At 28.3% G+C, this 26,792-nt stretch carries 26 protein-coding genes and 1 other annotated feature; of the genes, 4 read left to right on the plus strand and 22 right to left on the minus strand.

Annotated features, from left to right (window positions below; all coding sequences use genetic code 11):
- Positions 1-25: 25 nt before the first annotated feature.
- The 5 genes from B2S02_RS06780 to ymfI all read right to left on the minus strand — a co-directional run bounded on the left by B2S02_RS06780 (position 26) and on the right by ymfI (position 4,747).
- Positions 26-1,417: a hypothetical protein gene (locus B2S02_RS06780; RefSeq protein WP_346879513.1), complete on the minus strand. Its 1,392-nt coding sequence runs from the start codon at positions 1,415-1,417 to the stop codon at positions 26-28.
- Positions 1,414-2,811, minus strand: coding sequence for a HAMP domain-containing sensor histidine kinase (locus tag B2S02_RS06785; RefSeq protein WP_346920468.1), 1,398 nt, complete (start codon positions 2,809-2,811; stop codon positions 1,414-1,416). Before B2S02_RS06785 ends, B2S02_RS06780 begins: the two co-directional genes overlap by 4 nt.
- On the minus strand, positions 2,812-3,498 hold the full coding sequence (locus B2S02_RS06790) for a response regulator transcription factor (RefSeq protein ID WP_035133134.1): 687 nt from the start codon (positions 3,496-3,498) through the stop codon (positions 2,812-2,814).
- Positions 3,499-3,585: 87 nt separating this feature from the next.
- Complete coding sequence (locus B2S02_RS06795) at positions 3,586-3,924, minus strand: hypothetical protein (RefSeq protein ID WP_346848544.1); 339 nt, start codon at positions 3,922-3,924, stop codon at positions 3,586-3,588.
- Between the two features lie 85 nt (positions 3,925-4,009).
- Positions 4,010-4,747, minus strand: a complete 738-nt coding sequence (ymfI, locus tag B2S02_RS06800) for an elongation factor P 5-aminopentanone reductase (RefSeq protein ID WP_346848543.1) — start codon at positions 4,745-4,747, stop codon at positions 4,010-4,012.
- 264 nt (positions 4,748-5,011) lie between these two features.
- Here ymfI and B2S02_RS06805 point away from each other — a divergent pair, with 264 nt between their 5' ends.
- Positions 5,012-5,182, plus strand: coding sequence for a DUF362 domain-containing protein (locus B2S02_RS06805; protein WP_035133140.1), 171 nt, complete (start codon positions 5,012-5,014; stop codon positions 5,180-5,182).
- 59 nt (positions 5,183-5,241) lie between these two features.
- On the opposite strand, the gene B2S02_RS06810 is transcribed toward B2S02_RS06805, so the two are convergent.
- The 4 genes from B2S02_RS06810 to B2S02_RS06825 all read right to left on the minus strand — a co-directional run bounded on the left by B2S02_RS06810 (position 5,242) and on the right by B2S02_RS06825 (position 10,030).
- The gene (locus B2S02_RS06810) at positions 5,242-6,585 is read right to left on the minus strand and encodes an erythromycin esterase family protein (RefSeq protein WP_346879511.1); all 1,344 of its coding nucleotides are present in this window, start codon (positions 6,583-6,585) and stop codon (positions 5,242-5,244) included.
- 211 nt (positions 6,586-6,796) lie between these two features.
- Complete coding sequence (locus tag B2S02_RS06815) at positions 6,797-7,654, minus strand: YitT family protein (protein WP_346877750.1); 858 nt, start codon at positions 7,652-7,654, stop codon at positions 6,797-6,799.
- A gap of 246 nt (positions 7,655-7,900) precedes the next feature.
- Positions 7,901-8,212, minus strand: a complete 312-nt coding sequence (locus tag B2S02_RS06820) for a DUF1540 domain-containing protein (RefSeq protein WP_150846074.1) — start codon at positions 8,210-8,212, stop codon at positions 7,901-7,903.
- An 81-nt stretch (positions 8,213-8,293) separates the two neighbouring features.
- The gene (locus tag B2S02_RS06825) at positions 8,294-10,030 is read right to left on the minus strand and encodes a DUF4153 domain-containing protein (RefSeq protein WP_346920469.1); all 1,737 of its coding nucleotides are present in this window, start codon (positions 10,028-10,030) and stop codon (positions 8,294-8,296) included.
- A 222-nt stretch (positions 10,031-10,252) separates the two neighbouring features.
- Here B2S02_RS06825 and splB point away from each other — a divergent pair, with 222 nt between their 5' ends.
- On the plus strand, positions 10,253-11,275 hold the full coding sequence (splB, locus tag B2S02_RS06830) for a spore photoproduct lyase (protein ID WP_346848539.1): 1,023 nt from the start codon (positions 10,253-10,255) through the stop codon (positions 11,273-11,275).
- Positions 11,276-11,379: 104 nt separating this feature from the next.
- On the opposite strand, the gene B2S02_RS06835 is transcribed toward splB, so the two are convergent.
- The 9 genes from B2S02_RS06835 to B2S02_RS06875 all read right to left on the minus strand — a co-directional run bounded on the left by B2S02_RS06835 (position 11,380) and on the right by B2S02_RS06875 (position 17,248).
- A complete protein-coding gene (locus B2S02_RS06835) occupies positions 11,380-12,066 on the minus strand; it encodes a M15 family metallopeptidase (protein WP_346877748.1) in 687 nt (228 codons plus the stop codon).
- Between the two features lie 108 nt (positions 12,067-12,174).
- A complete protein-coding gene (gene arsB / locus B2S02_RS06840) occupies positions 12,175-13,239 on the minus strand; it encodes an ACR3 family arsenite efflux transporter (RefSeq protein WP_346867429.1) in 1,065 nt (354 codons plus the stop codon).
- A 12-nt stretch (positions 13,240-13,251) separates the two neighbouring features.
- Positions 13,252-13,662: an arsenate reductase ArsC gene (locus tag B2S02_RS06845; RefSeq protein WP_346848536.1), complete on the minus strand. Its 411-nt coding sequence runs from the start codon at positions 13,660-13,662 to the stop codon at positions 13,252-13,254.
- Between the two features lie 79 nt (positions 13,663-13,741).
- Positions 13,742-14,059: an ArsR/SmtB family transcription factor gene (locus B2S02_RS06850; protein ID WP_346848535.1), complete on the minus strand. Its 318-nt coding sequence runs from the start codon at positions 14,057-14,059 to the stop codon at positions 13,742-13,744.
- A gap of 188 nt (positions 14,060-14,247) precedes the next feature.
- On the minus strand, positions 14,248-14,487 hold the full coding sequence (locus B2S02_RS06855) for a thioredoxin family protein (RefSeq protein WP_346848534.1): 240 nt from the start codon (positions 14,485-14,487) through the stop codon (positions 14,248-14,250).
- A gap of 26 nt (positions 14,488-14,513) precedes the next feature.
- Positions 14,514-15,449: a CobW family GTP-binding protein gene (locus tag B2S02_RS06860; RefSeq protein ID WP_346848533.1), complete on the minus strand. Its 936-nt coding sequence runs from the start codon at positions 15,447-15,449 to the stop codon at positions 14,514-14,516.
- Positions 15,450-15,498: 49 nt separating this feature from the next.
- Positions 15,499-15,774 carry an ArsR/SmtB family transcription factor gene (locus tag B2S02_RS06865; protein ID WP_035133162.1) on the minus strand — a complete coding sequence of 92 codons (276 nt, stop codon included), beginning with the start codon at positions 15,772-15,774 and terminating at the stop codon, positions 15,499-15,501.
- A 201-nt stretch (positions 15,775-15,975) separates the two neighbouring features.
- Positions 15,976-16,638 carry a GGDEF domain-containing protein gene (locus B2S02_RS06870; protein ID WP_346848532.1) on the minus strand — a complete coding sequence of 221 codons (663 nt, stop codon included), beginning with the start codon at positions 16,636-16,638 and terminating at the stop codon, positions 15,976-15,978.
- A 418-nt stretch (positions 16,639-17,056) separates the two neighbouring features.
- Entirely contained in the window at positions 17,057-17,248 is a 192-nt protein-coding gene (locus B2S02_RS06875) for a helix-turn-helix transcriptional regulator (RefSeq protein WP_346848531.1), read from the minus strand.
- A 165-nt stretch (positions 17,249-17,413) separates the two neighbouring features.
- On the opposite strand from B2S02_RS06875, the gene B2S02_RS06880 reads away from it, so the two are divergent.
- Entirely contained in the window at positions 17,414-17,761 is a 348-nt protein-coding gene (locus B2S02_RS06880) for a helix-turn-helix domain-containing protein (protein WP_346848530.1), read from the plus strand.
- A 202-nt stretch (positions 17,762-17,963) separates the two neighbouring features.
- Complete coding sequence (locus B2S02_RS06885) at positions 17,964-20,111, plus strand: HAMP domain-containing sensor histidine kinase (protein WP_346920470.1); 2,148 nt, start codon at positions 17,964-17,966, stop codon at positions 20,109-20,111.
- Positions 20,112-20,181: 70 nt separating this feature from the next.
- Here the strand turns inward: B2S02_RS06885 and nhaC are convergent, their stop codons facing one another.
- From nhaC to asnS, 4 genes are all read right to left on the minus strand, one after another.
- Positions 20,182-21,642 (minus strand): Na+/H+ antiporter NhaC, encoded by a 1,461-nt coding sequence (gene nhaC, locus B2S02_RS06890; RefSeq protein ID WP_346848528.1) that lies wholly within the window; start codon positions 21,640-21,642, stop codon positions 20,182-20,184.
- Between the two features lie 487 nt (positions 21,643-22,129).
- A complete protein-coding gene (locus B2S02_RS06895) occupies positions 22,130-23,545 on the minus strand; it encodes a hypothetical protein (protein WP_346920471.1) in 1,416 nt (471 codons plus the stop codon).
- A complete protein-coding gene (locus tag B2S02_RS06900; RefSeq protein ID WP_346920472.1) occupies positions 23,538-24,077 on the minus strand; it encodes an RNA polymerase sigma factor in 540 nt (179 codons plus the stop codon). The genes B2S02_RS06895 and B2S02_RS06900 overlap by 8 nt, the downstream gene beginning before the upstream one ends.
- A 793-nt stretch (positions 24,078-24,870) precedes the next feature.
- Complete coding sequence (gene asnS / locus B2S02_RS06905; RefSeq protein ID WP_346848525.1) at positions 24,871-26,262, minus strand: asparagine--tRNA ligase; 1,392 nt, start codon at positions 26,260-26,262, stop codon at positions 24,871-24,873.
- Between the two features lie 92 nt (positions 26,263-26,354).
- Positions 26,355-26,599: a binding site (T-box leader), on the minus strand.
- Between the last annotated feature and the right edge of the window lie 193 nt (positions 26,600-26,792).

Here is a 26,792-nt window from a genome sequence, read left to right on the forward strand (position 1 = left end):
GCTTTTCCTTGGTTTATATACTACACTATTTACTTGACTTAAGTAATGAATTTACTTGTTCTGTCCAATATCCTACAAATTCTGCCATGGCCCATTCTGCCATAACTATCTCCTCATCACCATTTAAAGAAATAGTTAACTCTGGTGATTCACTGATTTTTCCATCTTCTATTTTATATCCATATAAACTTGATTTTGTCTTTATTATAGTCATATTTTTATTAGGTGACGATAATGCATCCTCCGCTGATGGAACCTGATTTTTAATTCCTTGCCATGATGTAAATAGCCTATCATACCTAGCTACATTCTTAGATACTTTTAAAGGAATATTTATATTATTTTCAATACTTTCATCCTTTTTACTATGAACAGTATAAATCTGCCATCTTCCTTGATTTCTTTTGATAGAAACATCTGTAAACTTATTTATATCTTCTATATGAAGTCCTTGTGCTTCATTATTAAACTTAGTTATATTTTTCTGTTCACTAATATTTCCTAAGGAAACTGCTCCTTTACCTTCCATATTCATAGTATCAATTAAATATGTCCCTACCTTTTCCGCCCTATGATCTTCTCCTTGTTCATGAATTTTAATACTTATATAATCATTTCCTATAAAATTTATCTCTTTAGATACATTTATATTTGGTTCTTTACTTACTTTTAGATCAGCTTGCTTTTCAGATGGATTGCCACTTAAAAATACAAATTCTATATTATCCTTATAATTGTTTTCAATATATTCTCTATGAATTGAAACCTTGAAAAATCCATTTTTACGTGGTAAAAGTAGGAATGGAACCTCTTTACTATATATTTTTTTACCATCATAGGATATCCAAAGAGTTTTATATGTAAATCCCTCATCAGTTTTATCTTTAATGCCTATTAATACTCCATTACTAATTTTCTCACTATCTGCTATTTCATCTACACCGGTTTTTTCATTGATATTCTCCATGGGTTTATCATCTATTTTTTCAAGATAAAGTAAAACATCGTCCTGTATTACTAATATACCTTTATCTATAACAATAACTTCCTTTAAATATGTATTTTTAGATGATATGGTTACAACTTCTACTTCCTTAGTATCTTTTAAATAATCAGGTATAAAGCCTATAGTATTATAAATGTATTGTTCACCATTTACTAATTTAGCTTTATAAGTTATGTTCTTGTATGCCTTATCAAACATAAATACTTCTTCATTACTAAAACTCACTTTGCTGTCTAACAAATTACAATTAAATACTTCCTCTTCTGTAATTCCCACATAATTTTTAACTTGCCATTGTCCCTTTAAAATAGAATCATTATTTGGTTTCTTTACTTCTATGTTAAATTTATTACAACCAGTAAGAATAAGCGCTAACATAAAAGTTATCAGTATTCTTATTAATCTTTTCATCTCATATCTCCTCTAGGTAACATTATAATAACCTCTGTACCCTTTTGTAATTCACTATCTATCTTTAAAATTCCGCCATGCTGAGTTATAATTTCTTCACATATAGAGAGTCCTATACCATTGCTTGCATTTATATTTCTTCCCTTATAAAATTTTTCTTTAACATGAGGTAGTTCATCTTTAGAAATTCCATAGCCATAATCTTTAATTGATATAGTTAAATATTTTTCATCTTCTATTAGCTTAACTACTATTTTAGAATCATTAGGTGAAAACTTTATAGCATTATCTAAAATATTTATTAAAACCTGTTTCATTCTATTTTTATCAACTTCTATAGGTTTAACCTGTAGTTCTTCAAATATGACCTCTATTCCTCTAGACAGTAGTTTAGGTTCTAATTGTCTTAATATATCTTGAGTAAACTCACCTATACTTATCACTTCTTTTCTTAAAGTGATTTTACCTGAAATTAACTTTGAAAAGTCCAATAATTCTTCTACTAGATAAGTTAATCTTTCAACCTCTGACTCTATAATTTTAAGACCTTCTCTTACTTCTTCTTTATCTTCTAAATCTGAGGACTCTAACACAATGGCCCATCCCTTAATAGAAGTTAGAGGTGTTCTAAGTTCATGGGATACAGATGATATAAATTCATTCTTTAGTCTTTCATTTTTTAGTATCTCCTCAGACATATAGTTTAGAGTATCAGCTAAACTTCCTATCTCATCCTTAGAGTAATTTGGTATACTCTCTTTAAAGTTACCCTTAGCCATCTTTTCTGCTCCCACAGAAACTAGTTTTAAAGGCTTCATTATACTATTAGAAATAAATAAACTTATAGTAGACGAAATAGAAATTACTAGTATACCTAATAAAATTATTATAAACAATATTTCCCTTATGCTTTTATCTATACCTTCAGTAGAGGCGCTAAATCTCAATATTCCATCTACATCTGTATCAAAAGAAAGTGGATATGCTACACAAATAATCTTTTCATTATTATTTTCATTTTGATATATATTAGCTTCCCCTTCAGTATTACCACTAGCTGCTGCTTTAACTTCTCTAGTTAATATTCTGTCCTTTGAAATATATCCTGAAGAATCCATCATAACATTACCTTCTAAGTCTATTATTTGAACTCTACAATCCGTATTACTCCAAAATGTATCATTATCATTAAATATATTCTCTTTTACAGTATTGGAGGACAAGTATGTATTATAAAAATCTGATGATATCTTGATTTGACCATATATAGTATCCTCTAGATTTCTATAGTAATATCCTTTGATAGCTATGTAAACCATAATTTGAACTATGAATATGGTTATAGCTATTACAATTATATTACTGCTAGAAATCTTAGTTTTTAAGGATTTCACTTAATCTTCCCTCCACTTATATCCTGTTCCCCAAACAGTTTCAATATATTTAGGTTTAGATGAGTTATCTTCTATCTTACTTCTAATACGTCTTATATTTACATCAATAATTTTATTTTCCCCTATGTAATTATAGCCCCACACCATATCTAGAAGTTCATCTCTGCTAAAGGCCTTGTTTGGATTTTCCATAAACATTTTTATAAGCATATATTCTTTAGGGGTTAATTCTATCTCTACTCCACTTTTATATAGTACCTTACTATCCAAATCTATTTTAAAAGCTCCAGATATAATTTCTCTACTCTTAAGACCATTTCCTAGTTCCATTCTTCTAAGTAAAGATTTAATAATAGCTATAAGCTCTAATGGGTTGAAGGGCTTTATAATATAGTGATCTGCACCAAACTCTAATCCCATAATTTTATCCCCATCTTGCGCTCTAGCAGTAAGCATTATTATTCCCATCTGTGGATAACTTTTCTTTAAAATTTCACACACTTTATATCCATCAATTCCAGGAAGCATTATATCAAGTATTACAATATCAGGGCTCTCTTTTGCAACTTCTTCAATACCAAGTTCTCCTGTTTCTGCTTCTACTACCTGAAAGCCCTCTCTCTTAAGGCTTATTTTTACAAACTTTCTTATATGTTCTTCATCTTCAATTAATAATATTTTCTTCATTATATTCACCTCTAATGTACAAAAGCACCAATAGTAAAATAAATTAACATCGGTGCTTCTTGTTCGTAATTCTTATTTTCTCTTTAACTATTCTTCCTTATCATTACTTTCTTCATACTCTTCTACATCTACAATAGTAGAATCGCTATAGTCTATATAAGATTCTGAGTCTGGAGTTACATTGGCACTATTGCTACCTTGTGGCCTTCCATTCTCATTAGAAGAATAAAATTCGTTAGTTTCCTTTTTCACCTTATATTTTAAGTACATTATACTAAGGGTTATTATAATTACAATCCCTAAAATAAGCCATAAAATTCCTTTGAATACAATTCCTAAAACTCCAAAAATCAATGGAGAAAATATAAATAACAGTATACATACAAATATAACTTTTATTAATGTTTTCATCTCAACACTATTCATAAATTCTAATTCCTTTCTATATGTATCAATTAAATAATTAATATACTATCTGATTTTAAAATTATTATCTGCTTTAAAGGTAAATTTAAAAGCCCCCGTTTACATTTAGTATTTCCCCTGTGATATAGCTACTATCCTTACTAGCTAAAAATACAGCAGCTCTTCCCACTTCCGATACACTTCCAAATCTCCCCATGGGTATTTCCTCTGTTAATTCCACTCTTTCTTCCTCTTTCATCCACATGTTCATCTTAGTTTCGATAACACCCGGTGCTATGGCATTTACTTTTATATTACTTAATGCTAGTTCCTTAGCTAAGGCCTTTGTAAAGGAATTTATAGCTCCCTTTGATGCAGAATATAAAACTTCGCAGGCAGCTCCTTCACCTCCCCAAACTGATGATATATTAATAATGCTACCTTCTTTTCTTGAAATCATATGATTAACTACAGAGTTTGTAGTATTAAATACTGACTTAAAATTTACAGACATAATTTTATCAAAATCTTCTTCAGTGTCATCCATAAATAGTCCTATTTTAGAAATAGCTGCATTGTTTACTAATACATCCACTCTGCCCAATTTCTCTAGAGTATATTCTATTAATTCCTTAGAAAAGTTATAATTACTTACATCTCCTTTAAATAAAGTACAATAATTTCCCATGGAACTAATTTGATTTAAAGTCTCCCTTGCACTTTCATCATCGTTAAAATAGTTTAGTACTAATATTGCTCCTTCTTTAGCAAATTCTAAGGCTATTCCCTTACCTATACCTCTTGTTCCTCCTGTAATTACTACCACTTTTCCCTTTAATTTCATTTTCATACCTCTTAAAACTTCTTTAATTCCCATTGTAGTTATTTTAACATTTGTTTTTTTATAGCACTAGTTATATGTACTGAAAATAAATTAATTTAAATAAATGTTAATATATTTTACATTTACTTTAATTAGTTCATTTATTAACTATAAAATTAATTTATTTCTTGTATTTTTTATTATATTTAAATATAAATCCTCTTTATTATTATATCATAATATGGTATGATAATCATGATTTAATAGTAAAGGGGGGTCTTTTTCATGGCTTATAAAATAGTAGATACTTGCATCTCTTGTGGTGCTTGCGAATCTGAATGTCCAGTTAGCTGCATAAGTGCAGGAGATGGATTATACGTTATCGATGCTGATTCTTGTATCGAATGTGGTGCTTGTGCTAGCGTTTGCCCAGTTGGTGCTCCAGTTCAAGACTAATTGAAATAAAAAATAGATGTNNACATCTATTTTTTATTTCAATTTTTTATCTTAATTTTTTATTTTAATTTACTTATAGCATTAGTGTCTCTAATAAATATTAACCCATCAAAGGTATCTATAGGCTTTAATTTCATATAATAATCTTCTTCATACCCATTATAAAAAATAATGTTATGCATTAGTATTGAAGATGATAATATTTTTTTAACATCCTTATCCTGTGATGAAGATTTAAAATCTATAAAACTATTTGATATTTCTGTAAGGTTAAATATATTAGAAAACATTTGAGGATTTCCTTCTTCTATATTATAGATTTCATACTCACTACCTACACCACTACTGTCTATAGGATACGCTCCAAAACTACCTTGATGAAATTCTAATGCTAATGAATAATATTTATCTTTATACATCTCCTTTAAATTATACCCCATGCTTTTATAATCTTTAGAAATATTGCTTATATGTTGATTTCCACTCCAAAGAACTATTTTATCATTTCCATTTTTACTCTCACGATCTAGAATCCATTTAATATTATCAGCTAATAATTTTCCTTCCATATTCAAAGCTTCTTTAATGTTATGCTCTGGTCCACTGTATATGGCTAATTCTATGCTTTTCAAGATAGTCTGAAGATATTTCGAAGCCTCTTCATATTTCTCTTCTGAGGTACTTTTTACAAGTTTCTCTTTATTTTCATTAAATATATTAATTAGAATTTCAACCTTTTCTTGTTCTCTTCTTAACTCACTTGTAGGTATATTTCTAACGGGTCTTCCTCTTACTTCATCCAAATCACCATCAAACTTCTTGTATAGATCTTCATCAATATCTCTTAAGTAATTTATTACAAAATTTGAACTATCTTCAGCATTAGTAACTTGAATACCGTAAAACTTAATTTTTTCCTTATGATTAGAATCTTCATTATACTTTCTCATCCATTCTATTAACTCCAAAGACTCCACCGTTGACCAAGAATAACCTCCATTTATCTTTGTTTGTCTTACTATATTTTCAGCATTTCCTTCCCCATTCAATATATAATTATTAATTAATTCAGTTCTTCCAAAATCCACATCCATAGCAAAGGTTCTATACCCCATTTCCTCTACTAAAAATTCCAGCATACGATGCTTAATTTGAAAAAACTCTTTTGTTCCATAGGTTGCCCCACCTAAGGCTATAATTTGTTTATCCTTAAATATATCCTTAAATTCCTTTAAATCTTCAAAGCCATTGCCAACCTCCACAGTGTTTAAAGGAACTAATTTTTCTTTTATAATTTCAGCCTCCTCATTAGGACTAAGTTTTCCCCAAAATAATCCTACGCATACTAGTCCGAGAATTATTATAACTGAAATTATTAATAATACCTTATTTCCTCTTTTCATCTTCATATACCCCCTAAATACCTATTTTAACCCTTAACTCAACATTTTCAACTTATGGTTACATATATATTATAGCAAATTTTAGAAATATTTCAATATTTATCTAGGTCATCTTAGAGTAATGGACAAAATTCTTCTTATTTTTAACTATATATCATAAATACAATAAAAAATCAGTAAATCCCCCAATTGAAATTTACTGATTATATAATTAGTCTAGTATATTACCAAAGCCTTCCCCTAAAACCTCATGGACATTATGGGTTATGATAAAAGCACATGGATCCACTTCTTTTATAAAATTTCTAAGCTTAATAAACTCCTTTTTACCCATTACAGTTATTAAAACATCACTTTTTTCTAAATTGTATGCTCCTATAGCACGATAAATAGTAGCACTCCTACCTAGCTCTTCAATAATAAACTTTCTTATCTCTTCAGTTTTAGAACTCATTATTTCGATTCTCTTAGTTATATTAAGTCCATCTATAACAAAGTCTACCATGGAGCCATTTATTATAACACCAAGTAAAGCATACATCCCTGTAGTAGCTCCAAATGCTATAACTGCAAGTAAGGTTATACTAAAATCTATAATTAAAAGTCCTTTTCCAATTTCTAAATGAGCATATTTGTTTAATATTTTAGCAGGTATATCCGTTCCCCCTGTAGATGCATTCCTATTAAACACTATAGCCATACCTATAGCCCCAATTAATATACCAAAAATTAAATTTATAAGTATATCCTGTGAAATAGGTTTACTAATAGGTGCTATTTTTTCTAAAAGGGATATTATTACTGAAAGCATAAGGCTAGAATATATAGTTTTTGTTCCAAATGCCTTTCCAATAAAAATAAAACCTATGACAAAGAAAAATATGTTCCCTATAAGCATTATAATACCAATACTAAGGTTAGGAATATAATGGTTTATTATCATAGCGAGCCCAGTAAGTCCTCCAGCTGCTAAATTGTGTGGAACTAGAAAAAAATGAATACCTATAGCTATTAAAGTTAATCCAAAAGTTATTATAATATAATCTTTTATTTCCTTTTTCAAACCCATTCCTCCTCAATTCACCCTATTGATTTTTGTAAAAACTATCTTATGTCTTTCAATTTTATGTTAACTCTCTTTATTTAATCATATATCAATAGATAAGTTATTACAATATCTCTCTTTTTCTTATATATGTTTCACTGTTTAAACACTTATATACGTAAAAAACTACTACTATAAAATTTAACCGAACTTAATCAGAAAATTTCATAATAGTAGCTTGTTCTTTATATTTACTTATAGTATTTTTCTTTACTTGCAATGAAATGTAGCACACTCTGTTTCTCTTGGCTTACATGCATGGTCTCCAGAAATACAAATTTCTGAAGCATCACATTTATGGTTTTCGTTATAAACACAATTGGTAGCTTCACATCCTACTACCATTTCTGGATTAGGTCTTTGATTACTATTTGACATAGCTCCGCTTTTTTCTGCAAAACTATCACAACAAGTAGATGATTTATGAGTAGCTTCTCTTCCACCTACTTGAATAGAATCAATGCAGCAATAATAATCATTATTATATGCACAACTACATGCATCACATTTTAATTTAGTCATAAGAATGCCTCCTAAAGTTTATTTCAATAATATTGTTTCAATTTAGTAGGCAAATTATTCTTACATAATTTTATTGTTCTTTTACTTTATCTTTACAAATACGGAAAATTGAATTTCTGTAGACTCTATATGGTCATAATTTAAATCCTTACGACCAGAAAAGTTATCAATTTTTATTTTAATTTTAACTTTATCTGTTTCATCTTCAAATTGCATATCTTCTACAGGTATGGAGTTTGTTTTATTAACACCATATTTATCTATTATCCTATTAAAATACTCATTTAAATTTTTATTATATATCTGTTTACCTTTCTCTAATATCTTAAGTTCATTAGATGCTTTATTATAGTCAACTGTAATTCCATAAGAATTCTTATTAGCAGCACTTTGATAACTTATAATGTTAAAAAGGTAATCATAGTCCTTTATTTCTATAGGCTCTGATATTTCTTCACTTATAAAATAAAAATGTTCATATCTACTTTCATAATTTAAATTAGAATAAGTTATTCCTAGTACCCTCTCTGTATCACTTATAGTAAAATTATCTGGCAAATATTTAATATCCTTTAATTCATGTTTTCTATTAAAATAATCCAAAATACTATTGAGTTCTATTTGATCACCTTTAGAAACTGGATTTATAGCTTTAACTATTTTACCATTTTCAATCATATTATTTTTTATAAGGAACTTTTCAAATCTTTTATTTTGACTATACTTAGATAAATTATAACTACTCAAAGGTCCACAAATTGATATAAAAGTAATTATAGTAAGAGATATTGGGAGTATAATATTTTTTACTTTCTTAATTATTGAGTAATATATCATTATTCCAAAGACCCAAATCCCTAGTGCTAAAACAAAATATCTATTTTCAGTTATTCCATAGGCATTAACTCTTATTCCCATAGAAATAAACATAAGTACTATAAGAGGAAGTATTGCCTTTGGAAACATCTTTACAAACTTGCTTACCCAAGGACTATTTTCCTTTACTGGTGAAGTTAAAAACAAGGTTCCTGCTGATATTACTCCATACCATAATACTAAATGAGAAACTAATCCTTCAGGCCACTGTCTAGTAATAATTATCTTAGCAAAATATATATATAAGATTATTGTGTATATAGAAATTAATGGCATAATTATATAAATCATTAATATTTTAAACACCTTTGGATACTTTTCAACCTTTATAACTTCTTCCTTTTCTGGGATTCCTCCAAGAAAGAAGCATTGTGCAAAAACTCCTACAACTATAAGCCATGTATAATAATATATCTCATATTTAACTTCTATTCCAAAAAGATAATCTACGGTGAACAATATTGCTATTAATCCTAAATATAAAACTATAGAATATAAAACTGTTGTAAAAAATCTTCCTAAAACCTTTATTACATACATCTCAAAACTTCCATCCTTATAAATATATGGAGTAAAAAAGAACCCTGTAATAAATATTATAATAAGACCAACATATCTAGTAATCTGAACCATATTTAAATCTCCAAGACAAAAATATCCGTAGACTGCTAAACAAATAGCTGCAATAATATAAATTAGATATTTAAACTTCTCATTAGATTTATTTCTTCTTTCAAAATATAATTCAATGCAAATATATACTGGAATACCAAGTACTAAAGTCATCACAACACGTCTTAATTCCTCGTCACTTCCAATACTTTCTCCCATATAGATTAAAGTTATAACTGCAGCTATAGATAAAAATATGGGTATAGGAAATCTTTTTACTGAATCTTTTATAGAATTTTTCCATCCATTTACCAAAATTTTAATATACAATAATATGCCCCCCTTTATTATAAAATTATTTTTCTATGTTTTATAGTTACCTTTAGATAACTATTTATGTACCACTGTAAATTACACCCATTATACCATATCATCTAAATTAAAACATTTATCTATTACACATAATATTATCATATATGTAAAGAATATTCCTATTAAATATAAAGGAGGTGACCTTTAGTTTGAAGCCCATTGCTTCTACTAAAGAACTTAATGTTTATTCCTAAAAGAATATTATTTGAAAAAGGATCCTTGGATTATGAAATAGGCAAAAATATTTATAACACTTTTAAGGATAATAAAAATATTGAAATAATAAAATTAACTTCTAATAAGATTAAAGAGCGAATTCCTGGTGAAAATTTGCATAGCTTTTATAGTGAAGGTAAGAATACCCTAGTTGTGGGTATAAAAAAAAGAAGTAAATTTCAATCCTGTAAACCTTCTGCTAATTGGCAGTTACCCCTAGTGTCCGGTTGTATTGCCCATTGTCAGTATTGCTACTTAAATACAAATCTAGGTGATAAACCTTATATAAAGATTAATGTAAATATAGATGATATTCTAAATCAAGCAAATGAATATATTAAAGAAAGATTACCTTCTAAAACTTTATTTGAAGGTTCTGCCACCTCTGATCCTATACCTATAGAACCTTATACTAATAGTTTAAAAAAAGCTATAGAATTCTTTGCTAATAGCGATCATGGACTATTTCGTTTTGTTACAAAGTTTAATGATGTTGATAGTCTATTAGATATAGATCACAAGGGACATACAGAAATTCGATTTACTCTAAATACAGATAAAGTAATCAGTGACTTTGAAAATAGAGCCGCTTCTATAGATAAAAGAATAGAAGCTAGTGTAAAGGTGGCTAATGCTGGGTATCCTATAGGTTTTATTATTGCGCCAGTATTTCTTTATGAAGGTTGGAAAAACGATTATAAACAACTTTTATTAAACCTTAAGGATAAGCTTCCTGATAACTTAACTACTCCTGTTACCTTTGAAATAATATCTCATAGGTATACTCCTAGAGCAAAAAATATAATTCTAGAAGTATTTCCTGAAACAACACTTCCTATGGTTGATGAGGAAAGAAAATATAAATATGGACAATTTGGATATGGTAAATATGTATATACAAAAGAGCAGTTAGAAGAGATGAAAGAATTTTTTAGTTTAGAAATTGACTCTATATTTAATAATAAAGTTATAAAGTATATAATATAATGTTAAATGCAAAAGCCAAGCTATATTACCTTATATAACTTGGCTTCTTTAATGTTATAAAATTGTTTTTATATCTTTTGATTTATTCTATGTTTATATATTATTTAATTAATTTCAGCAAATTCTTCTAAGGTTATTCCATCATTATAAATCTTTTCTGACATTTCACTACCCACATATCTCACATGCCAAGGTTCATAATTATATCCTGTTATATCTTCTTTTCCCGACTCATATCTTACTATAAATCCATATTTATATGCATTATTAGCTATCCAATTAGCTTCTGGACATCCTTCAGATATCCATCCAGAACTAGTTGCTAAATCCATAGCCTCTCCTAGTTGATGCTCACTTGCTCCAGGCTTTGCTACATATTTATCTGAATAAGATTTTCCTTGGGTTTCCACATTATATTCATATAAACTTTTTTGTGTTTTGTAAGATCTATAGCCTGATAAACCACATAAGTAAACCCCATCCTTTGAAGCAGCATCTACTAGTTCCTCTAAAGCCTTAGCAGACTCCTTTGTCATATATCTTTCTTCTTCTGTGGATTCTGGTAAGAATTCTATATTTACTGAAACTAAATCCTTTGGCTTATAATCTGATGTTAAAGCATAATTTTTATTTACCACTACTTTATCATAATCATTAATAATAAAATATCCCTCTGATTTCAAATGAAATTTATTGATTAAATAATTTGTAGCACACATGCCTAATATAACTATTACTAGTAACTTCAATATAACTCTTCTTGCTTTTCTAACCTTTTTCTTTTTTCCCATAAGACCATCTCCTTAAGTTCATATACTTATTTTAAACCTTATGAGATTATTATTTATTACTTAAAGCTTACAAATTTATTACTTATTTATTAAGACATGAAATTTAAACTATTCTCCTTCTTTAGTAAACCAACCTCTACTATTATTAGCTATTCTAACAAGGGTAAGCATCACAGGTACTTCTACTAATACACCTACAACTGTAGCTAATGCAGCACCTGATTGTAATCCAAATAATGAAATTGCTACTGCTACTGCTAATTCAAAAAAGTTACTTGCTCCAATCATTCCTGCTGGTGCTGCTATAGAATGTGGCAACTTCCAAAGTTTTGCCCAAATATAAGCTATTCCAAATATAAGGAAGGTTTGAATTATAAGTGGTACTGCAATTAATACTATATGAACAGGATTATTTAAAATAGTATCACCTTGGAAGGAGAATAATATAATCAAAGTCAGTAATAATCCTATTATAGTAACATTATCAAACTTCTTTAAAAATACATTATTAAAATAATCTATTCCTTTGTTTTTAATTATTAATGTTCTAGTTATAAATCCCAGTGCTAATGGTATAACTACAAATAAAACTGTTGATAATACAAGAGTTTCTATAGGTATAACTACATCTCCAACACCTAGTAAAAAAGCTACAATAGGAGCAAATGCAATTAAAATAATCAAGTCATTAACTGCTACCTGAACTAAAGTATAGGAAGGATCCCCTTTAGTTAAGTGACTCCAAACAAATACCATAGCTGTACATGGTGCAGCTCCTAAAAGCACTGCTCCAGCTAAATACTCCTTAGCAAGTTCTGGTGCTATTATGCCCTTAAATACTATAAAGAAGAAAAATGCTGATATAGCATACATTGTAAAAGGTTTAATAAGCCAATTAGTTGTACAAGTAACTATAAGTCCCTTTGGTTTTCTAGTGGCATTAATTATACTTCCAAAATCAATCTTTAACATCATAGGGTATATCATTAACCATATAAGTATAGCCACAGGTATTGACACATTATAATACTCAAACTTATTTAGAGTATTAGGTATCATAGGCAAAAACTGACCAACCAATATTCCCACTACAATACAAAGGGCAACCCATAGAGTTAAGTATCTTTCAAAAACACCTAACCCTTTTCCACTATTTTCTTTATTATTACCCATAAGATAAACCTCCTATAATTCAATTTCTTTATTTTTTATTCTCTTAGCTAAATTTTTAATTTTTTCTTCAACAATTTTAGCAGTTTTAATAAATTCTTCATCTGACTTTCCAGTTGGATCCTCTAATCCCCAATCCTCTATATGCTTTCCGGGTAAAATAGGACATACAACATTACAACCCATTTTAATAACTATATCTACCTCAGGTATATCTCCTAGCAGTTTAGATTTCTGAGTCTCATTCATATCAATGTTATATAGCTCATTTATTATTCTAACCGCATCTTGATTTATTGTAGGTCTTAGTTGGGTCCCTGCAGAATAACTTTCAAAAACCTCTCCTTCATATAACTTTCCTAAGGCCTCCGCCATTTGAGATCTACAAGAATTGTGAACACATATAAATGCCACCTTTAGTTTCATATTAACTCCTCCATTCTTAATTGGTTAGTGTATGGTTTTCACACTTTTTATTTTAAAAATATCTATATATAACATGGATTTATTTACATCTACACTTTTCTTTTTCTTTGCAAATACACTCCTCTTTATCTGTTGTAACACTTGTTAAAAACAATATTAATTTATTACAATTAGTATTATTTAAAGAATAATGACTCCACAGTCCATCCTTTCTACTCTCAACAAGACCACAATCCATCAACACCTTCATATGATGTGAAAGAGTTGGTTGTGTAAAATCAAAATGTTCTAGAATATCACATGCACATCTTTCCCCACAGGATAATATGTCTACTATTTTTAACCTATTTGGATCAGATAATGCTTTTATAATTTTTGCATTTTCTTCATAATTCATTTTAACGCCTCCTTATATAGATAACTGTCTATGTTTATAATATAGACCATCACCTATATAGTGTCAATATGCTTATTTAATTTTTCTCCCTGTGCTACATTTATTCTTAACTATGTAGAATGATTTATTTGTATAATTAAAAATAAGTAACTAAATTTAATATCTAGTTACTTATTCTAAAACTTTTACTATATAGATTTTTTTATTAACTCTACTATTTGTTTAGTAGATAAAACTTGTCCCATAGCCTTTGGTTTACCATTTATCATGAGAGTAGGAGTAGTCATAACTCCTAATGAAATAATATCTACTAAAGATTCAACCTTAGTGACATCAGCTTCTATCCCTAACTCCTTTAAAGCTTCCAAAGTATTATCATAAAGTTTAGTGCATTTAGAGCACCCTTCTCCTAAAACCTTAAATTCCATATGAACTCCTCCTAAAATTCAAAACTTTAATTTTTAAGTTCCATTTTTTCTCCTACAATTTCATTCCAATTATTAATTATAGGCTTTATTATATTAGGTCCTATTTTAGATATAAACACTAGTTGTGAAACTTCCTTTGGTTCACATGGCTTATAATCTATATTTTTTCCTACCACATCTATTTGTTGCCATCCATCATTTAAGTTAAAGAAGCCTTTTATTCTATAGCTATACTTCTTTATAGAATTTAAGAATTCTTCCATTTTATTTTTGCTTACAACACTACTAAAATTCATAGTTAAGCTTTTTGGCTTATTTTCCACAGTATTTGTAGACTCTTCTCCTTCAGCCCACTGATTTACTAATAGATCCTTATCTAAAAAGTCCATACTAAACTCTCCAAAGGAACAAGTTTCTATATCACACTTTGGATTTACCAGTCTAACTTCTTTAATTACGTTCTTTAGCTCTTCCTCTTCAATTAAATCTACCTTATTTATGATAGCCATATGACAATGCTTTAATTGACGATTTACTGTTTCTAAATCTTCTAATTGCTCTCTAAAGTTCATTCCATCGATTAAGCATAATACTCCCTTTAAATCATAGGTTGTTTCAGGTGATAAAACCTTTACACCTTTAAGTATCTCTTCTATATTAGATGGATCTGCTAGGCCTGAACTCTCTACAAAGACATACTCTAAATCCTGTTTACTCATTTCAGCTAAAGCTTGAGCAAAGGATATTTTTAAACATGAGCAAAAGATAGATCCCCTATTAATCTCTACCATCTCAATATTATCTCTTTTAAGTATAGTTCCATCTATGCCTAGCTTCCCAAATTCATTTTGTATAACTCCAACCTTATTTCCTTTTAACACATCTAATAGCCTTAAAAGTACCGTAGTTTTACCTGAACCTAAAAATCCAGTTAATACATATAAATTAATTTTTTTCTCCATGGTTTGCCCTCCTGTAGATTAATAATATAAAGAAATATCCTTAGATTTTTTAGTTCTTAGAGTTTAAAAAACTTCTCAATTCAGTAATTCTCTCTGAATTTAATGTATATTTCATCCAAGAGCCATCCTTGTTACCAAGAACCAATCCACTATCTGTTAAAATCTTCATATGATAAGATAAGGTAGGTTGAGTAATATTAAAATTCTCAAGAATTTTACATGCACACAATTCCTCTGATTCTGTAAGCATATTAATAATTTTTAGTCTAGTCTCATCTGCCAATGCTTTAAACATTTGAACATATTCTGCATAATCATATTTCATAAAATTCTATCTCCTAATCTTCTATTTATAAGTATTTTATATCCCTATTATATCCTTCATATAGATATTTGTCTATATGACTTTTTAATCTCAATTATTACAAATCCTAAAAAACAATATGTGATTCCATTAAATGCAAATAGCTATCTCTATATAAGTTTTTAGTAATTTTGAGATATCTAAATTTCTTAAATCCTAAATTTACATTGTATATGTATTTTTCCCTAATGATTTAGATAAATATAACTTTTCATCAGCTTCTTTTACTAAATTATATATATCCTCTTCATTAATTATTCTAGTAATTTCTATACCTATACTAACAGTTATTCTATCGCTAACTTGTGAACATTCATGAATAATATTAAGTTCCCTAAGATGCTTCATAAACCTTTTTATATTTTCAATAGTCTCTTTCTCATCCAGCCTAGATATTATTGAGAATTCTTCTCCCCCATACCTGCAGACTACATCCTCATTAAATATATCTTTCAAAGCTTTTGATACTACTTTTAAAATCTTATCTCCTTGAACATGCCCATAGTTATCATTGTATAGTTTAAAATCATCTATATCTACCATTAGAAACGTAATAACTTCTTTATTCTGACAGGCTTTTAATAATTCCAAATGCATAAATCTTCTATTATATGTATCCGTTAAAAAATCTCTCTCACTTATTAGTTTTAGCTCCTTATTTATTATAGATATTGCATTGTTTCTTATACCTAATACAAATACTGTAATAATTAAAAATATATTTATAAACTTACACAGACTTTCTTCTTTGATGAATATTATACTAACTAATAGTAGCAATGGAAATAGTACTATTAGTTTTTTTTTATATTTTCCTAACTTCATAAAAACTACTCTTATCGCTCCTCCCCATTCTGGGTAAAGTATGATAATTTTCCTCTCAACTATTTCTGTAAATAATGATTTTGCTCCGTCATAACTTTAACCTACAGATTAAACATTCGTACAATAATACTAAATCATTAGACTAAAAATTTAAGCTTTAGTATATCCTATTACTATGCATCTATAAAAATAGACAACCATAATTTCATATTGGATTGCCTTCTAAATATATTGTAGCAATATTTTCATTAGTTAATTATGTTATCTAAGTAATTTTATTTTGTATAAATATTATCCTTAATATTTATTAAGTTAAAATTTTATAGTTAGTATTTATTCTAACATTTGAATAAATTATTTATTCTACCGTTTTTCCATTTAGTCTATAGTATATTTTTATCATTTGTTTATATAACTTTTAATCTAAGAGATCCTTCAAACTAACCTCAAGTGCAATAGCCAAACTATTTAGAGTTTTTAGAGATGGCACTGTTCTTAAATTTTCAATATCAGATAAGTATGTGTTAGATATACCTGATAATTGAGCCAATTTATTTTGATTTATGCCCATTGATTTTCTAATAAATTTGATTTTTTTTCCTATTTCCACTCTATCACCCCAAACACTATTTTACGCTAATAAAGTAAAAAATCAATAGTTTTATGATTTTTTTACTGTCTATACATATTTTTTGTTCGTTTACTTATACTAATACTTAAACTATAATTTTATTATAAAAGTACGTAAATAACGTACTTTATTGGAGGTATATATATGAATTCAAGAAAAAAACTTAGAGACCTTAGAAAATCTAAAGGATTAACTTTAAAAGAATTATCTACTAAAACAAATTTATCAATATCGTTTATAAGTGATATTGAGCACAATAGAAGTAATCCTTCTATATCTACTTTAAAAATACTTTGTAATGCTTTAGATGTACCTATATCCTATTTATTAGAAGATGATAAAACTCCATCTAATTTAATATGTACTGATTTAGATGCAGTATTATCAATGCTACTAAATGACTTCTCATCTTGGAGTTATGATGACAAAATAGAACTAATCTGCTATCTAAAAGCTAAAAAACATGTTCGAGAAGCACAAAAAAAGATATGAATATATAAATTTATATAAATAATTTTAATACTATTTAATCAAATTAAACTTTAAATCTAATTTATGTTATTACTTAATTTATTTTATATTATTTATAACATCCATCCCGTATTATGGCTTTTTTTGTAATATTTGTTTCATTTTTCTTCATTCCATTATATAATTGAAACATAATATATATTCTTAAATAGGAGTGATTGCTGTGTATAATAATCTTTTCAATAAAACACACCTAAATCAAGAAACTATAGATGTATTAATCCCTATTTTAAATGAATTTGATGATTGTATATGGATAAAAAATATAAATGGAGAATATCTAGCAGTCAATAACGCATTATGTAATCTTCTAGGAGAGGATAAAAATACTTTATTGTATAGTAACGGTCTTGATATCTTCGACTACTCTAGTTTTAAATTTGTCATTAAAGATGATTTAAATGTTATTAATAAAAAGAAAAAAAGTATTATGAATGAATATTTATATATAAAAGATAGAGAAGTTATTTTACAAACTCACAAAATTCCCATTATAAATTCGGACAATAGTTGTTACTCCTTTTTAGCTATTGGACAAGTTATTAATACAGATGAACTATACTATAACAATTTTATTATAGACAATAAATATAAAACACTATGCAATCTAATTACTGAAAGTGAAGAAAAACGTGAACAAGTTTCTTATGAAGAAGTTCATGAATATCTTATGGATATATATGAAACCCTAGACATAAATGGTACAAGCCTTTGGATCTATGATGATTCTAAAAAAATGTTAATAAAGCAAATGTCACTAGGAGTTACTGAAAGCATATCTGGCAATGATACCTTTTCTATAAGTGATTTCTATAAAGACGAATTAATAAATATTTCTACTAAAATAAACTCACCCACACCTTTAAAAAACTGTGAAAATTTTTATTGTAATAATGGTTTTTGTCAAAACTATAAGTATTTTCTTAAAGATAATTATATAATTGTTATACCTATAGTCTATAATAACTCCAGACTTCTAGGTGTTTTAAATTTATATTATAATGAGTCATTTGACACAGAATCTAATGCTAAATATATTGTAAGGACTTCTAAGCGATTAGCCTTATTACTAAAAAATATATATTTATCTACCCAATTGACAGATCAGTTACAAAAAAAGATTAAACTTGAAAATGAATTGAGTAGATTTCTTAATATAGCAGTTGATTTATATGCGATTATAGATACTAAGGGATATATTAAAAAAATAAGTTCTAATATACCTTTCATATTGGGCTGGGACTTTAATGATTTGAAAAAAATTCCTATTCAGACACTAATAAAATCAACAAATAATAGTATAAATTTCAAAGATATTTTGCATACCTATAACAAAAAATTTTATGGTGGAATATGTGAAGTAAAATGCAAAAACAATTCTTTCAAATTAATTGAATGGTATTATTATCACCAACAAGAAACACAGGAAATATTTATTACGGGTAAAGATGTAACTAGCTTTTCAAAACTTGAAGAAAAAGTTGCCTCTTTAGAAGAAAAAGTAGAATGTGAGAAATTTAAAACAGATTTTCTAGCAAATATCTCACACGAATTTAAAACTCCTTTAAATATAATATTAGCAAGCATTCAGTTAGAGCTTAATGGTTATAATAGTATAAATGATAATAATAGTATTTACTATAATCGTCTTAATATGATAAAACAAAACTCATATAGACTTCTTCGATTAGTTGATAACCTAATTGATGTGACCCAAGTTGATAGCACCAATATAAAGCTATACAAAGAAAATGTTAATGCTATTACCTATTTTGAAGATGTGGTGAACTCAGTTTCTCAATATATAAAGAAAATGGGTAAAAATATAATATTTGATACTAATGAAGAAGAAGTATTTCTGGATTGTGATCCTGAAAAAATTCAAAAAGTAATTTTAAATTTAATTTCTAATTCCATAAAATACACAGAAGTTAATGGCAACATATGGATTACACTAACAACTAACTGGGATGAGCATAGACTATATATTTCTGTAAAGGATGATGGTGTAGGTATACCAAAGGATAGTTATGATATTATATTTGAAAGATTTAAACAGGTGGATAATTTATTCATAAGAAGAGCTGAAGGAAGTGGAATAGGATTACCCTTAGCAAAATCCTTTATCGAACTTCATAGTGGCGAAATATGGGTAAATAAGACTATAGACAAAGGTTCAGAGTTTATCTTTTACTTACCTATAACCTCTGAAAAAGATAGTAAAATTAATTATTTCTATAATAAAGTTATAGACTCTAGAGGTGAGAGACTTAAGATTGAATTTTCAGACATATATTCTTATCCTAATTAAAATAATTTACAAAGAATAAAAACAAAATGGGATCCCTTATAATAAGGAATTCCATTTTTTATTTGTATTCTTAAGCTACAATTTCTTTATCATTTTCTTCTTTTATAAAATCCTCAGCTGTTAATCCTTTAGATATTGGTTTACTTTCATCTAATGGCTTCATTGCAAATCCCGTATATCCATATATTGCAGATATAATAGGATTAATTAGTCCCAAGAAGTGGAATGGTGCATAAGCAAAAGCACTTACTCCTAAAGTAGTAAAGTATACTGCCCCACAAGTTGACCAAGGCACCAGCCCTGAAGTTAAAGTTCCTGCATCTTCAAGTACTCTTGAAAGATTTTTAGGATGTAAATTCAACTTTTCATATACTGGTTTATACATTTGACCTGGTATAACTATTGCCATATATTGATCAGCAGCCATAAAGTTCATAGCGATACAACTTATAATATTTGATAGAACAATACTTCCTCTGCTGTGACAGAAAGTAAGAATTTTAGCTATTATAGTATCTAAACAACCTATTTGCTTTACAAGTCCACCAAAACATAATGCACACATAACTAAAGAAATAGTTTCCATCATTCCAAGCATACCGCCTCTATTAAGGAGTGAGTCAACCATTGCATTTCCTGAGCTTATCTCAAATCCATAGAATAATGACTGTACAATACTTGAAATAGTCTGTCCTTGTCCTAGTGCAAATAAAACTCCTATAATAGTTCCACCTAACATTCCTGGTATTGCTGGAACTTTAAATATAATCATTAAAACTACTGAAAGTGGTGCTATAAATATTATTGGACTAATATTGAAGCTTCCTTGTAATGTTTCTAAAATAGCATTTATTTGACTAGTATCAGCAACTGCTGTATTTCTAAATCCTAAGCCTATTATCGCAAATAGAATTACAGCAATTATAAAGCTTGGTACTGTTGTATACAACATATGTCTTATATGATCAAACACATTTACTCCCGCTACACCTGCTGATAAATTTGTACTATCTGAAAGTGGTGACAGCTTATCTCCAAAAGAAGCCCCTGTAACAACTGCCCCTGCAACAATTGCAGAAGGTATTCCAAGACCAGCACCTATACCCATTGCTGCTGTTCCCATAGTTCCTGCTGTAGTCCATGCACTTCCTGTTGAAACAGAAACGATAGCACATATTATTGGAAGCAAGAATAAAAACATAGTTGGTGTAAATAATTTAAGTCCATAAAATATCATTCCCGGAACTACTCCACCCGCAATCCAAGCTCCTACTAAACAACCAACTATCATAATAATAAAGTTAGCTTGCATAGCCATGGAGTTTGTCTTTATCATTGACTCCTCCATATCTTCCCAACTATGACCTAAAAATTTCCCTATAATGGCGGTAATAGCACAACATATAACTAATGGTATCTGTGGTGCTGAATCAAATACTAGTACACCTAATAGCATAAAGCAAATTAAGCACACAAATGGTATCACTGCTATTAGCAGCGATGGTTTTTTAATTTCTTTCCCCTTATTCATAAATTAGTCCCCCTTGTTAATTAAATATTTATCTTTAAGTATTTTCTTATAAAAAAATACTTATAAGCGTGAATTAAATAATTTATCTATAGTTATTTTATACCCCTTTATATGTAATAAATAGTAAAATATATAATTATATTTAATTTAAATATAATTATGAATAAATATCCACTTAATATATTGAATATATCATGAATTTTGTGAAATTTCAATAAAGTTTACCGTTTAATTTGTTTATTTATTCATTCATTTTGTATTTTTATGTATTTTTATGTATTTTTATATTTCTATTTACATTAATTAGTTGTAAGTTTTTTTAATAAGAGATAATTGTTAACTTTATAACTCTTATTAAAGTTATTTTTAACAATAAAAAGCCTCAGAAACTGTTGATAAATCTATTTATTCTATCAATGACTCTATTATATTATTAATGTAAAAAAGGTATATCTCAAAAAATATTTTGAGATATACCTTTAAATTTTTATTTAGTTACTTTAATATAATTTCCAACAGAAGACGTAGTTCCACTTTGCTCAAACCTAATATAAGCATTGTCAATTTTATCTTCATCTACTGCATAAACTAAATGAGTTTCTTTTGTTTCATTCGGTGAAAAATCACTGAAGAAAAAGCTTTTTCCTTCATAATCTGATTGATCAAAGTATATTGGTGCATTATCCATTTGAAGGTTATTACCATTACCCCAATAATCACTTAGAAATTGGAGATTACCATTTGATGCTTTCTTCATAAACCCAATTCTCGGATAAATATTTATATCTTTTAGTTCTTTATCAAAAGGATTCTTCATGGTTAAAGTTACATAAACATACTTCATTCCTACTGTTTCAGTAATAGTATTCATTTTATTATTTTCCCATTTTTCCTCGTTAACTCTTTCATAATCCTTTAGTGTTCCATCTTCATTTATAAATGTAAGATACTCATTATAGTCAGAGAACTTATTTTTATCTAATTCAGGTAACTTATCTAATACTTCAATATTATTTACAGTAAAAGTTGGGTTTTCATCTGGGAACGCTTCATCACTTATTTCTTCATCAATATTAAATACATGATCAGTTGAAATTCCAGGTTCTACATATTCTATCTCTTCTTTATCATTATCTACTACATCTTTTAGTTCATCTGAAAATGCAGGAATCACAATAAATTCTCCAGGAATCTCTTCACATTTAATATTTTCTGCTACTTTCTTAAGTTCTTCTAAAGAAGTATTGTCAGCACCATAAATTGTAACAACATATCCACCTTTTTCATAAAACATATTGATAATATGATTGTACTCCAGTCCTTCCCTTGTAAGAATTTGTGCCTTTATGCCACCAAGGGTAGTTTCTTCTACATCACTTACGTAAATTTCTTCAAAATGCGTAGTATAGACAGGTGGACAAATAGTAATTCCCCCTACACTAAGGTCACCATTAGGATGATATTTTCCAAGAGCATTTTCAGTCTCTATATATCCTTCTGGAATATAGCCAGGAACCACCTTCATTGCAGGTACTTTAGTAGGAGCAGATTCTGTTTCAATATCACAAGTAAGTGTTCCTGTTTCTTCATTCTTACTTGTTGTAACTAAATAATGTTTAACTGCACCATAGGCTGTTGCAGATATTGCTAATGTAGCTGTAATAGCTGCAATAAGTACTATTATCTTTTTCTTCATAATTTTTTTCCCCTTTTTATTAATACTCTGAATAGAGTCTGTATTATTATCCCTTTGAATAAAATCTTGATTTTCAATGATGTTAACTTTTTGATTTTTATATTTTTGAGAAAATTCATGAGGCTCAATAGTACGTTTTAACTCTTCTACAGCATTTTCTTGCCCTAAAAGATACATCAATTTATCAAGATCTGGTTTATTATCCATACAATTCATCTCCTATCATTTCTTTTACCATCTTTTTGGCACGTTCATATCTTTTTGCTGCAACATCTTCACTAATGTGTAGTAATGATGATATTTCTCTATAGCTAAGTTCATAAAAGCAACGATACTGAATTATCTCACGATATTTTGATGGTAATTTGGAAAGTAATTGTGTAATCATATGTCTATCTTCTACTGTTTTTACAGAAGGAACTCCCTTTTGGTTTTCACTTGTCACTTTTTCCTCTACCTCTTTAGTGAATAACTGAGTTTCTTTCCTATTTCTACGATATAAATCAATGGATATGTTTTTTATTGTATATACAACCAATCTCTTAGTTTTTAAACTTTCTACCCCATGAATAGTCGAGATATATGGAATTAGCTTTATAAATGCATCTTGAACTGCATCCTCAGCTTGTTCTACATTATTTAAAATCGAGTATGCAATACCATACATCTTATTTTCATAGGCATCATAAAGCTGTGCTAGCATATTATTTTTAAAACTTTCATCCGATGAAATCTCCACCTAATCACTCCTTGCTGTTTAAGAGTCCTCTTACTAAACATAACGAATGAGAACTTACAATTCTGACATTTTTATCTTAAATTCAAAATAATTACTACTTATATAATAGTATAGGTTACTTTTAATAAATTCCACCATTGTAATTAAGTTTTAAAGTAGAAATTTAAGATAGAATTTTACACATAAAAAAAGAGCATTTATACCAGAAATACTCTTTTTTAATATTAATCTATTATAGTAACTTCTCCAAATTCTCCACTAATTCACCTATTGCATTAACATAATCCTTTATTATTCTATCCGCAACTTCATTTGCTACTATTTCTTCATCTAAATTCAAAAAATCACCCCTTATATTATATAAAACCTATAATGTTATATGATTTATCTTACCATTTTTAAAAAATTTTATAATATCATGTCCTAAATTAATCATTATCATTTTATCATAAACATATTCATTTAAATACTTTTATCTATTCTCCATAAAACTTAGGTGAAGCCTTTGAATCTTTAATTAACTCTAACTTAACATGCTTTCAGTATCTTTTAATATGTATAAAATCCTTGAAACCCCTATGGCGCCTACAAATAGTTAAATAGTTTTATTGTTAAATATAAAGCTAGTTTCCTATAAAAATATTAATATAGTTATAGTTTTACATAGTTAAGATTATAATTTAAAATTTTTTTATAAATTAGACTGTGCTATTAAATAAGTTGATGTATGCTTAAACACAAAAGAGGGTAAAACTTTCGTTTTACCCTCATATTTATTCTATTAAATTTTCTCCTAGAATTCTGCAGTTCCTGTAGTTCTTGGGAATGGTATTACGTCTCTGATGTTGCTCATTCCAGTTACGTACATTATCATTCTTTCGAAGCCTAGACCAAATCCAGCGTGTTTTGTGCCACCAAATTTTCTTAATTCTAGGTACCACCAGTAGTCCTCTGGGTTTAATCCTAATTCGTTGATTCTGTCTACAAGAAGATCATATCTTTCTTCTCTTTGGCTTCCTCCGATGATTTCTCCTATACCAGGAACTAATAAGTCCATAGCTGCTACAGTTTTGTTGTCATCGTTCATTCTCATGTAGAAAGCTTTGATTTCCTTTGGATAGTCAGTAACGAATACTGGTCTTTTGTATACTTCCTCAGTAAGATATCTCTCATGCTCTGTTTGAAGGTCACAACCCCATTCTACTGGGTACTGGAACTCTTTATCTGATTTCTTTAATAATTCTACAGCTTCTGTATAAGTTACATGACCAAAGTCAGAAGTTGCAACGTGGTTTAATCTTTCAAGTAATCCCTTATCTACAAAGCTGTTGAAGAATTCCATTTCTTCTGGAGCATTTTCAAGGACATAGTTTATAATATACTTTATCATATCTTCTGCCAATGTCATGTCATCCTTAAGGTCTGCAAAAGCTATCTCTGGCTCTACCATCCAGAACTCTGCCGCATGTCTTGCAGTGTTAGAATTTTCAGCTCTGAAAGTTGGTCCGAAAGTATAAACATTTCTAAATGCAAGAGCATAAGCTTCTGCTGCAAGCTGACCACTAACTGTAAGGTTTGTTTCCTTACCAAAGAAGTCATTCTTATAATCTATTTTCTTATCCTCAGTCATTGGGATGTTCTCAAGATCCATAGTTGTAACTCTGAACATTTCCCCTGCACCTTCACAGTCACTTCCTGTAATTATTGGAGTGTGAGTATAAACAAATCCTCTTTCATTGAAGAATCTATGAATTGCATATGCAACTAAAGAACGTACTCTAAATACTGCTGAAAAAGCATTACTTCTAGGTCTTAAGTGAGCTATAGTTCTTAAATATTCAAAGGTGTGTCTCTTCTTTTGAAGTGGATACTCATTACTTGATTCACCTTCTATTACTATTTTTGTAGCTTTAATTTCAAAAGGTTGCTTACTTCCTGGAGTTAATACAAGCTTTCCTTCAACTATTATAGATGAGCTAATACTTAACTTTTCTATTTCTTTAAAGTTTTCAAGGCTATCCTCGAATACAACTTGAAGGTTTTTAAAGAAGCTACCATCATTAACTTCTATAAAACCAAAAGCTTTAGAACTTCTTAAAGTTCTAATCCATCCTGAAATACAAACATCTTGGTCTGCGTATTTTTCACTTTCTCTGTAAAGACTTTTTACTAAGACTGTTTCCATAATAAAATCCTCCTTTTATAATTTGATTATTGCCTGTTGAGGTAATATGATTCTATTTTAAGACAATAAAAAAACCTTTCCTTCCCTAAAAAAACAGGGACGAAAGGATACATTCCGCGGTACCACCCAAATTATCATATTGATCAACTCAACAAGTACAAAGATCTCTCTTGATACTCTTCTCTTTTAACGGTGAGCTTCCGTCTAAGTCTACTTTCCTAAGATTTCGGTTAGAAACTCCGAGATGTTCTTCAATAAGAGCTTCATATTGACCTTCCACCATCGTCAACTCGCTTTAACTACTTCTCATATCTACTCTTCTCATCACAGTCTTTATTTTCATCTATTAACTAGTATTTTCAAATTTATATTATTTATTCAAAACACTTGTTATCTATTATTATATGTGCATGATTTTAGAATGTCAACTATTGGTGAAAAATTTTGTATTTGTTATAATATAACATTTGTTATATTATTATATTATAGCTTAATATCTATTAATTATTTATATGTTTGGAGGATATTCT

This window comes from Clostridium sp. UBA7339, assembly GCF_002470865.1.
Lineage (GTDB): Bacteria > Bacillota > Clostridia > Clostridiales > Clostridiaceae > Clostridium_J > Clostridium_J sulfidigenes.

Bases quoted from the DNA above. Each gene is read 5' to 3' on its own strand.
- B2S02_RS06780 (WP_346879513.1), bottom strand. From the start codon at position 1,417: ATGAAAAGATTAATAAGAATACTGATAACTTTTATGTTAGCGCTTATT.
- B2S02_RS06790 (WP_035133134.1), bottom strand. From the start codon at position 3,498: ATGAAGAAAATATTATTAATTGAAGATGAAGAACATATAAGAAAGTTT.
- B2S02_RS06795 (WP_346848544.1), bottom strand. From the start codon at position 3,924: ATGAATAGTGTTGAGATGAAAACATTAATAAAAGTTATATTTGTATGT.
- ymfI (WP_346848543.1), bottom strand. From the start codon at position 4,747: ATGAAATTAAAGGGAAAAGTGGTAGTAATTACAGGAGGAACAAGAGGT.
- B2S02_RS06805 (WP_035133140.1), top strand. From the start codon at position 5,012: ATGGCTTATAAAATAGTAGATACTTGCATCTCTTGTGGTGCTTGCGAA.
- B2S02_RS06810 (WP_346879511.1), bottom strand. From the start codon at position 6,585: ATGAAAAGAGGAAATAAGGTATTATTAATAATTTCAGTTATAATAATT.
- B2S02_RS06815 (WP_346877750.1), bottom strand. From the start codon at position 7,654: ATGGGTTTGAAAAAGGAAATAAAAGATTATATTATAATAACTTTTGGA.
- B2S02_RS06820 (WP_150846074.1), bottom strand. From the start codon at position 8,212: ATGACTAAATTAAAATGTGATGCATGTAGTTGTGCATATAATAATGAT.
- splB (WP_346848539.1), top strand. From the start codon at position 10,253: ATGTTTATTCCTAAAAGAATATTATTTGAAAAAGGATCCTTGGATTAT.
- B2S02_RS06835 (WP_346877748.1), bottom strand. From the start codon at position 12,066: ATGGGAAAAAAGAAAAAGGTTAGAAAAGCAAGAAGAGTTATATTGAAG.
- arsB (WP_346867429.1), bottom strand. From the start codon at position 13,239: ATGGGTAATAATAAAGAAAATAGTGGAAAAGGGTTAGGTGTTTTTGAA.
- B2S02_RS06845 (WP_346848536.1), bottom strand. From the start codon at position 13,662: ATGAAACTAAAGGTGGCATTTATATGTGTTCACAATTCTTGTAGATCT.
- B2S02_RS06850 (WP_346848535.1), bottom strand. From the start codon at position 14,059: ATGAATTATGAAGAAAATGCAAAAATTATAAAAGCATTATCTGATCCA.
- B2S02_RS06855 (WP_346848534.1), bottom strand. From the start codon at position 14,487: ATGGAATTTAAGGTTTTAGGAGAAGGGTGCTCTAAATGCACTAAACTT.
- B2S02_RS06860 (WP_346848533.1), bottom strand. From the start codon at position 15,449: ATGGAGAAAAAAATTAATTTATATGTATTAACTGGATTTTTAGGTTCA.
- B2S02_RS06865 (WP_035133162.1), bottom strand. From the start codon at position 15,774: ATGAAATATGATTATGCAGAATATGTTCAAATGTTTAAAGCATTGGCA.
- B2S02_RS06870 (WP_346848532.1), bottom strand. From the start codon at position 16,638: ATGAAGTTAGGAAAATATAAAAAAAAACTAATAGTACTATTTCCATTG.
- B2S02_RS06880 (WP_346848530.1), top strand. From the start codon at position 17,414: ATGAATTCAAGAAAAAAACTTAGAGACCTTAGAAAATCTAAAGGATTA.
- nhaC (WP_346848528.1), bottom strand. From the start codon at position 21,642: ATGAATAAGGGGAAAGAAATTAAAAAACCATCGCTGCTAATAGCAGTG.
- B2S02_RS06895 (WP_346920471.1), bottom strand. From the start codon at position 23,545: ATGGATAATAAACCAGATCTTGATAAATTGATGTATCTTTTAGGGCAA.
- asnS (WP_346848525.1), bottom strand. From the start codon at position 26,262: ATGGAAACAGTCTTAGTAAAAAGTCTTTACAGAGAAAGTGAAAAATAC.